Below are 7,929 nucleotides of genomic sequence, written 5' to 3' on the forward strand. Positions count from 1 at the left end.
GCCCGTCATGCCCCGCTGGGACCAGGGCGCGTTCTTCCGGCACGTCGCCGAGCCGCTGCTCGCCGGCGGGCACCGGATCACGGTCTACGACACCCTGTCGCTGCTGCACGAGGGCGACGATCTGAAGGCGCTGGTGGACCGCTGGGCCGATTGCCTCGCACCGGGCGGCCACGCCGCCGAAGAGGCCGGGGCCGCGGACGCGGGCCCGGACGTGCTGGCCGGAAACGCACTGGGCGGCGCCGTCGTCCAGGCCCTGCTCGACCGGGAGTGGACGCACCGCTCCCGGGTGGTGCTGCTGTCCGGGCCCACCGTCGCCGACGACGAACTGAACACCACCCTCGAACGCATCGCCGCCGTCACGGGCCAGGGCCTCGCCGCGGCCCTCGGGCTGCTGGACGAGGTGGTCCGAGGACCGGGCCCGCGTCCCGCCGCGCGGGACGTCGCGCCGGTCCAACCGCCGTCCGCCGACGAAGGGTTGGCGAGTGCACGGCTCGCGGCCGGACTGCGCCTGCTGCACGACGCCGACGCCCGGGAGCCCGTCCGCGGCTTTCCCGGACCCCTGCTGCACGTGTACGGCGAACAGTCGCTGCTCGTGCGGCGCCACCACCTGGCCACCGGCCCCCGCCCCGACCACCACCTCGTGGGCATCCCCGGGGCCGGCATGCGCCCGCACGCCGACAAGGCCGCCCTCACCCGGGGCACCATCGCCCGCTTCCTGGGAGCTGAAGAATCATGAACCGCAAGACCGTCGCAGTCCTGCCCGGCGACGGAATCGGGCCCGAGGTCCTGGATGCCGCGCTGCCGGTGATCGACGCCCTCGGCCTGCCCATCGACCTGGAATTCGGTGACATCGGCTGGGACTGCTGGCGCACCGAGGCCAACCCCGTCCCCGACCGCACCTGGGACCTGATCGGCCGCAGCGACGCCGTCCTGCTCGGCGCCACCACCAGCAAGCCGCGCCGCGAGGCGCTGGCCGACCTGAGTCCGGAACTGCGTGCCACCGACCCGCAGTACATCTCACCCATCATCCAACTCCGCCAGCGCCTGGACTTGTTCGCCAACCTGCGGCCGGTGGAGAACTACCTCGGCGGCGGCACCCCGTACCGCTTCTGCGTGGTCCGCGAGAACACCGAGGGCCTGTACGCGGGCCTGGACTGGAACCACGTACCGGACGAGATGTGGCCGCTGGTGGCCGAGCACCCCAACGTCCGGCGCAGCGGCCGTGACGGCGCGACCGCCAGCGTCCGGCTCCAGACCTCGCACGGCCTCGACCGCATCCTGCGGTTCGCCTTCGAGACCGCCCGCACCCACGGCTACGAGCGGGTCACCCTCGCCGACAAGCCCAACGTCCTGCGGCACAGCAGCGCCTGCGTCCTGGAGCGCCTGGAAGCCGTCGCCGCCGACTACCCGGAGATCCCCTTCGAGGTCCTCAACGTGGACGCGGTCGCCCTGTGGATGGCCCGCCGCCCCGAGCGCTTCGGCGTGATCGTGGCCGAGAACATGTTCGGCGACATCCTCTCCGACCTCGGCGGCGGCGTCATGGGCGGCCTCGGCCTCGCGCCCAGCGCCAACATCGGCGAGAAGGGCAACTACTTCGAGCCGGTGCACGGCAGCGCCCCGGCGATGGCCGGGCGCGGGCGCGCCAACCCGGTGGCCGCGTTCCTCACCATCGGTCTGATGCTGGAACACCTCGGCTTCCCGGACGAGGCCGCCGACGTCCAGGACGCGGTACGCCACGTCACGCGCCGGCGCGACCGGGTCACCTACGACCTCGGCGGCTCCGCGCGCACCGGCGAGGCTGCGCAGGCCGTCATCGACGCCTGCCTCGAGGTGCCCCACACCCCGACCGCGGCCGTCATCACCATCGGCGACGAACTGCTGCGCGGCGACCTGGAGGACTCCAACGCCGCCAACGCCTCGCGGATGCTGGGCGAGCGCGGCGTCCCGGTCCGGGTGCGGCACACCGTCGGCGACGACGAGGCCACCATCGCCGACGCCATCAGCCGCTCCATCGGCCGCGACGACGTGATCGTGGTCATGGGCGGCCTCGGTCCGACCTCCGACGACGTCACCCGTGGCGGGGTGGCCCGCGCGCTCGGCCGCCCCCTCGAACACCGTGAGGAGGCGTGGCAGGGCGTCGTGGAACGCCTCACCCGCTTCGGGGTCGCCATCCACGACGACAACCGCCGCCAGGCGCTCTTCGCCGAGGGCGCCGACCTGCTGCCCAACGTCAACGGCACCGCCTGGGGCTGCCGCACCGAGTCGCAGGGCAGCACGGTGATCATGCTTCCCGGGCCGCCGCGCGAATGCCTGCCGATGGTGGAGGCGGTCCTGCGCGACGGTCTGCCGCACCTGCCCGAGCCGCCCGAGGTGATGACCGTCTTCCGCCGCACCCTCGGCATCATCGAGGCGGACGCGGCGGCCCTGGTGGACGAGCTCGTCAAGGACACCGGCGTGCCGGTCAAGCCCGCCTACCGCTGGCACTACCCGTACGTCGACGTCCGGCTCGGCTGCCCGCCCGAGGCCGCCGACGACCTGGCCATGCGCCTCGATCTGGCCCTCGCCGGCCACATCGTCACCGACCGCGACCGCACCGCCGTCCAGGAACTCGCCCTGCTGCTGGACGAGCGCGGCCTGGTCCTCGACCTGGACGACCGGCTCACCGCGGGCGTACTCGCGGCCGAACTGGCCCTCGAGCGCGACACCGGCGACGGCACCCGCACCCTCGCCGTCTCCCTGTCCGGCGTCTGGCACGGCGGCTCGCGCACGGAGTACACCGGCACGCTCGACCTCGTCCGCACCGTCCGCGACGAGTCCGGCGCCGAGCACACCGCCACGCTGACCGTGCCCAACCGCGGCCCCGAAGTCACCGCTTACGCGGCCCAGTTCGCCGCCTGGTCGCTCGCCCGGCACCTCACCGCGCACCCCCACCTACTCACGGAGGAAACCGCATGACCACCGCCGCCCCCGTGGCAGCCGACGCCCTGCGCGAGCGCCTGTCCCGCTTGGACACCGCCGCCCTGTCGGACGCGATGGACAGCCTGCGCACCCCGCCGTGCGTGCTGCCCGGCATCACCACCCGCACCCCCGGCAGCATCGCCTGCGGGCCCGCCTTCACGGTCCGCTACCGTGCCATCGACGACGCCACGAGCTTCCACAACGCCGCCAACTACATCGACGACGTACCGGCGGGCTCGGTCGTCGTCGTGGACAACGGCGGCAGCCGCACCTGCACCAACTGGGGCTCGCTGCTCAGCTCCGTCGCACAGCACCGCGAGGTGGCCGGCACAGTCGTGCACGGCTCGGTGCGCGACGTGCTGGAGACGCGGACCGCCGGATACCCGCTGTTCAGCACCGATGTGACGATGGTCAGCGGCAAGAACCGGGTGGTCCTGGACCGTACCGGTGCCGAGCTCGACATCGCCGGTACGCCGGTGCGCCCCGGCGACTGGATCTTCGCCGACGACAACGGGGCGCTGCGCATCCCGGCCGACCTGGTCGAGGAGGTGGTGCGCCGCGCCGAGGCAGTCGAGCGCACCGAGTCCCGCATCCGGGAGGCCGCGCTCGGCGGCGCCCGGCTGGACGAGGCGCGGGCGCGGTTCGGCTACGCGCGGCCATGGGAGGAGGGCGGCGAGGATGAGCAGCACTGAGCCCACCGGGGCGGCGGGCACCGCGGGCTCGGGCCCGGCCCCGCTGCCCGCGCGGGAGTCCCGCTTCATCGACGTCCACTACCACGTAGGCCCGGACGCCTATCTGCGCCGCCACACCGCCACCACGGCCGGCGCGCTCTACGCCGAGCACCGCGGCTGGGTCGTCCTCAAGAACCACCTCGGCTCCACCGCGGCCCAGGCATGGGAGGCCCGGCAGCAGGGCCTGCCGGTCTCCGGTTCGATCGTCCTGAACCGGCTCGCGGGCGGCTTCGACCCGCGGGCGGTGGAACAGGCCGTCATCCAGCACGGCGACGACAGCGGGCTGCGCCTGATCGTGCACCTGCCCACGGTCACCGGCCGCACCCACCGCAGCCGCCTGGCCCGCACCCCCTCCCACCCGCTCCTCGGCGACGGCCAGCCACCGCTGACCGTCGCCGACGAGAGCGGCGCGCTGCGCCCGGAGGTCACCGAACTCCTGCGCGCCGCACGGAACTTGCCGGTGGTCATCTCCACCGGGCACGCCGACGGCCACGAGGTGCGGCTGCTCGTCGACGAGGTCGTACGCCTCGACGTGCCGCGCCTGATGCTGAACCAGCCCGCCAACCCGATGACCGGGCTCAGCTGCAAGGACCTGGTGGAGGTGGCGGCGGCGGAGCAGGTGTGGACCGAACAGACCGCGCTGACCCGCCTCCTCGGCTACCAGGACTGGGCGGATTTCGCCGACGTGCTGTCCCTGCTGCCCCGCGTCGTCTACAGCTCGGATCTGGGACAGCCGTCCCAGATGGACATCACGGACTGGCTGACGTGGAATCAGAATATTTACTCAGAGGCCGGGTTGACGCCCGAGCGCGTCATCGACATCACTCACACCGGCCCGCTGAAGATGCTGAGTCTGTGACCGCACCGACGGTCCTGTCGGCGCTGCTGCTCTCCCTGCCCCTCGTGCTCCTCGCATGCTGGGCGGGGGGAGCCCTGTGCCGGCGCCTGGGCCGGCCCCCCGTCATCGGGGAGATGGCCGCGGGCATCCTGCTCGGCCCGGCGCTGCTCGGCCGTGTGTGGCCCACGGGGACGGCCGCCCTCCCCCCTCTCGATCTCGCCCCGGTCCGGGACGCGCTCGGCCAACTGGGCCTGCTGTGCTTCATGTTCCCGCCCCGCCGGGAACCGGACGCCGAGCAGGTGCGCGGCGAGCGCGGCACGGCCCTCACGGTGGGCCTGATCGTGCCCCTGGTGTGCGGAGTGCTCCTCGCGCTCGCGCTGGTGGCCGCCCTGACCCGCAGCACCTCGACGCTCTCCGCCCTGGCCACGGTCTCCCTGACCGTCGCCTTCGCGGCCCTGATGCTCCGCGTCGTACGCCCGCTGCCGGCCCGCGCGCTCCAACGCGCCCGTCCGGGCCCCGCATTCGTCCTCGTCACGGGTGGCCTGTGCCTGTCGGCGCCGGCCACCGACCGCATCGGCGTCCACGCGACCCTGGGCGCGTTCCTCCTCGGCGCCGCCACACCGCGCAACGTCCCGGCGGTCCATCACGTGGCGGCGGGCCAGGGACGGAAGGCGCGGGGCCGGAGCTGGTCGCGGCGGGGCGGTGCCGGGTAGGGAAGGTGCGCCGGATGCGGCTGTGACAGAACGAAGATCTCATGGGGAGCCTGCCGAATTCGGTGCGAGCTACCCATAGTTCTGACCGCATGGACCGCGCCGCCATTCCTGGGGGAACACCGAGAAGTACACCCGCAGCGCCGCTCTGGCCGCCGTCGGGCTCGCCGCCCCCTCTCGCTCACCGCGTGTGGCGGCATCGACGACTCCGGCAGCGACGCGTCCGCCAAGAGCCCCGCCTCCACGGCCGCGCCCTCCACGCCCTCCGGCGGCACCGCCACGACGGACGGCGGCGGCTCGGCGTCGAGTGAGGGTGCGTACACCGACGTGCGGGTCTACCCGGCCCACACCGCCGAGTAGAGGGCCGGATGGGCAGAGGCGGGCTTTGTCGCGGCCGGGCTAGAGCTGGAGCTCGTCCGCCGCCCGCCAGGCGTGGTCGGCGAAGCGAACGGCCTGGGGATGGGCGCCGTGCGAGGGGTGGGCGAGGTAGGCGGGGACCTTGGGCGCCCCCGTCAGCGGGACCAGACGGACGAAGGGGTGGGTGTAGCGGCGGGCCGCGGAGACGGGCGCGGTGCCCACACCGAGGCCGACCGCCACCTGCTCCAGCCATTCGTCGAAGTTGCGGCACTCGGCCCCGACCTCCGGCCGGTTCCCGTCCGGCCACATGTCCGGGAACGTGGTGCCGCTCACGGTGTTGATGATCAGGGGCAGTTCCGCGAGCTCCGCCCAGTCCAGCTCGGTGCGCTCGGCCAGTCGCCAGCTCGCGGGGACCGCGGCGATGCGGGGCTCCTCGCACAGCAGCACGCCCCGCAGCCCTGACGGCAGTTCTGCACAGCGCAGCAGACCCAGATGCACCTGCCCGGTGTCGAGCCCGGCCTGCGGGGTGTCGCAGCGGATGAACTGGACGGCCACGCCCGCCTCCTCGCCGAACCGCGCGGCGATCCGCGATAATCCCTCGGGCAGTCCCCAGCTGAACCCGATGCGCAGGGCCTCCCCCTCCTGCACCTCCCGCAGCGCCGCGTCGAGCTGACGCAGCAGGGGGGTGACCTTCCTGCGCAAGGCGGCGCCTTTGTCGGTCAACTCCGTGCGGCGCGTGCTGCGTTCGAAGAGCCGCACCCCCAAAGACTCCTCCAGCATGCGGATGTTGCGCGTCAGGGTCGGCTGGGCCAGGTGCAGGCGGCGGCCGGCGGCGGTGAAGCCCCCCTCTTCGGCGACGGCCAGAAAGCATCTCAGGTGACGCAGGTCTATATTCATTCGGCAATCCTATAGGTGGCTCCGCACTGTCATTTCTCAAGGCGCGATCGTATGCATAGGCTGCTTGATGTCACCGAGCGGACGGGATGACCGGCAGGGCCGGCATTCGCGAACTGCTGGTGTGCTGCCATGCACTCAAACGGGGGTACGTCATGAGTGAATACTGGTGCGCGCCGTCAACCGGGCTGGCGCCAAAACCGGTTCAACCAAGAGCAAAGGAATCCACAGGGGACAGCTCTGTGCCGCGGACGTGTGCTCCCGGCACCGTTCCGGCCCGGCGCCCCTGGCGCCCCAAGGGTCGTCGATAGGGCGCTGGCCCGCGCCGTCCGCTCCGGGGGACGCCTGCGCGCTGTGATCTCCGACGAGGTATCGGCCTCGCGTCTCTTCTTCGGCGGTGACCGCCGTCGCCTGCGGAAGTTCATTCCTCAACTTTTTTGCGCCGCCTATCCGTCCGGGCTGCGCGGATTTCACTCCGCGCCGCGCGGTACATCGGCGTGACGTAATTCTGGCCGACCCTTCCGGAATGCCTGTTCCGCTTCCGTAATCACCGAGAAGGATATTGATGTGCCGGTAATTGATACATACAACGGTCCGGTAGAACACGTCATCGTCGACGGGGATCCGGACCTGGCACCGCTGGTCTTCCTGCACGGCGGACTCGGCTGCGTCGCCGCCTGGGGCCGCTTTCCCGCCAGGCTCGCCGCCGCCACCGGACGCCGCGCCCTGGTCTACTCCCGGCACGGCAACGGCGGCAGCGGCTCCGACCCGCTGCCGCGCACCCCGCGCTACATGCACGAGCACGCCCAGGACGTACTGCCGGGCCTGCTCGACGCCCTCGGTCTGGAGCGCCCCGTCCTGGTCGGCCACAGCGACGGCGCCTCGATCGCCCTGCTGCACGCCTCGGTGCGTCCGGTGGAAGCCGTTATCGGGATGGGGCCGCACATGTACTTCGAGGAGGAGAACCGCCTCGGCATCGAGGCCGCCCGCGCCTCCTACGAGGCCGGTCCGCTCGCCAAGAAGCTGGCCCTGGTGCACGACGACCCCCGGGGAGTCTTCGACCGCTGGTCCGGCGTCTGGCTCTCGCCCGAATTCCGCCACTGGAACATCGAGAACGACCTCGACGTCACCGCGCCGGTGCTGATGATCCAGGGCGACGCGGACGAGTACGGCTCGCTCGGCCAGGTCGACGCCGTCGAACGCGTGGTAAACGGCCTCTTCCAGCGCCTGGTGCCCGAGGGCTGCGACCACTACCCCTACCTGGTCTGCCCCGACCTCGTCATCGAGAGCGTCTGCGATTTCCTCGCCGCGCACACCGACCCCGCCCCCACCGGCGCCCCCGCCGCGGAGGCCGTCCGATGACCGCGCCGACGAGCGCGCGGACGCCCTCGCAGGCGAGCACCCCCGCGGCCACTGAGGCCCCCGTGCGCCTCGACGCCCT

At 72.6% G+C, this 7,929-nt stretch carries 7 protein-coding genes; 6 read left to right on the plus strand and 1 reads right to left on the minus strand.

Annotated elements, in window-relative coordinates; all coding sequences use genetic code 11:
- From G3I19_RS32370 to G3I19_RS32390, 5 genes are all read left to right on the plus strand, one after another.
- A partial coding sequence (locus G3I19_RS32370) for an alpha/beta hydrolase (protein ID WP_164267281.1) occupies nucleotides 1-736 on the plus strand: 736 nt, incomplete at its 5' end.
- Entirely contained in the window at nucleotides 733-2,955 is a 2,223-nt protein-coding gene (locus G3I19_RS32375) for an isocitrate/isopropylmalate family dehydrogenase (protein WP_164267282.1), read from the plus strand. The genes G3I19_RS32370 and G3I19_RS32375, both read left to right, overlap by 4 nt.
- Nucleotides 2,952-3,650 carry an RraA family protein gene (locus G3I19_RS32380; protein WP_164267283.1) on the plus strand — a complete coding sequence of 233 codons (699 nt, stop codon included), beginning with the start codon at nucleotides 2,952-2,954 and terminating at the stop codon, nucleotides 3,648-3,650. The genes G3I19_RS32375 and G3I19_RS32380 overlap by 4 nt, the downstream gene beginning before the upstream one ends.
- The gene (locus tag G3I19_RS32385) at nucleotides 3,637-4,548 is read left to right on the plus strand and encodes a DUF6282 family protein (protein ID WP_239074980.1); all 912 of its coding nucleotides are present in this window, start codon (nucleotides 3,637-3,639) and stop codon (nucleotides 4,546-4,548) included. The genes G3I19_RS32380 and G3I19_RS32385 overlap by 14 nt, the downstream gene beginning before the upstream one ends.
- Nucleotides 4,545-5,240 (plus strand): cation:proton antiporter, encoded by a 696-nt coding sequence (locus G3I19_RS32390; RefSeq protein WP_164267284.1) that lies wholly within the window; start codon nucleotides 4,545-4,547, stop codon nucleotides 5,238-5,240. Before G3I19_RS32385 ends, G3I19_RS32390 begins: the two co-directional genes overlap by 4 nt.
- Before the next feature lie 396 nt (nucleotides 5,241-5,636).
- Here G3I19_RS32390 and G3I19_RS32395 read toward each other — a convergent pair whose 3' ends face one another.
- Nucleotides 5,637-6,491, minus strand: coding sequence for a LysR family transcriptional regulator (locus tag G3I19_RS32395; protein ID WP_164267285.1), 855 nt, complete (start codon nucleotides 6,489-6,491; stop codon nucleotides 5,637-5,639).
- Between the two features lie 564 nt (nucleotides 6,492-7,055).
- Between G3I19_RS32395 and G3I19_RS32400 the strand changes: the two genes are divergently transcribed.
- Entirely contained in the window at nucleotides 7,056-7,850 is a 795-nt protein-coding gene (locus G3I19_RS32400; RefSeq protein WP_203600805.1) for an alpha/beta hydrolase, read from the plus strand.
- The last annotated feature ends 79 nt before the right edge of the window (nucleotides 7,851-7,929 follow it).

Origin of the sequence: Streptomyces sp. SID10853 (genome assembly GCF_010548145.1) — a bacterium.
Lineage (GTDB): Bacteria > Actinomycetota > Actinomycetes > Streptomycetales > Streptomycetaceae > Streptomyces.

Bases quoted from the DNA above. Each gene is read 5' to 3' on its own strand.
- G3I19_RS32375 (WP_164267282.1), top strand. From the start codon at position 733: ATGAACCGCAAGACCGTCGCAGTCCTGCCCGGCGACGGAATCGGGCCC.
- G3I19_RS32380 (WP_164267283.1), top strand. From the start codon at position 2,952: ATGACCACCGCCGCCCCCGTGGCAGCCGACGCCCTGCGCGAGCGCCTG.
- G3I19_RS32385 (WP_239074980.1), top strand. From the start codon at position 3,637: ATGAGCAGCACTGAGCCCACCGGGGCGGCGGGCACCGCGGGCTCGGGC.
- G3I19_RS32395 (WP_164267285.1), bottom strand. From the start codon at position 6,491: ATGAATATAGACCTGCGTCACCTGAGATGCTTTCTGGCCGTCGCCGAA.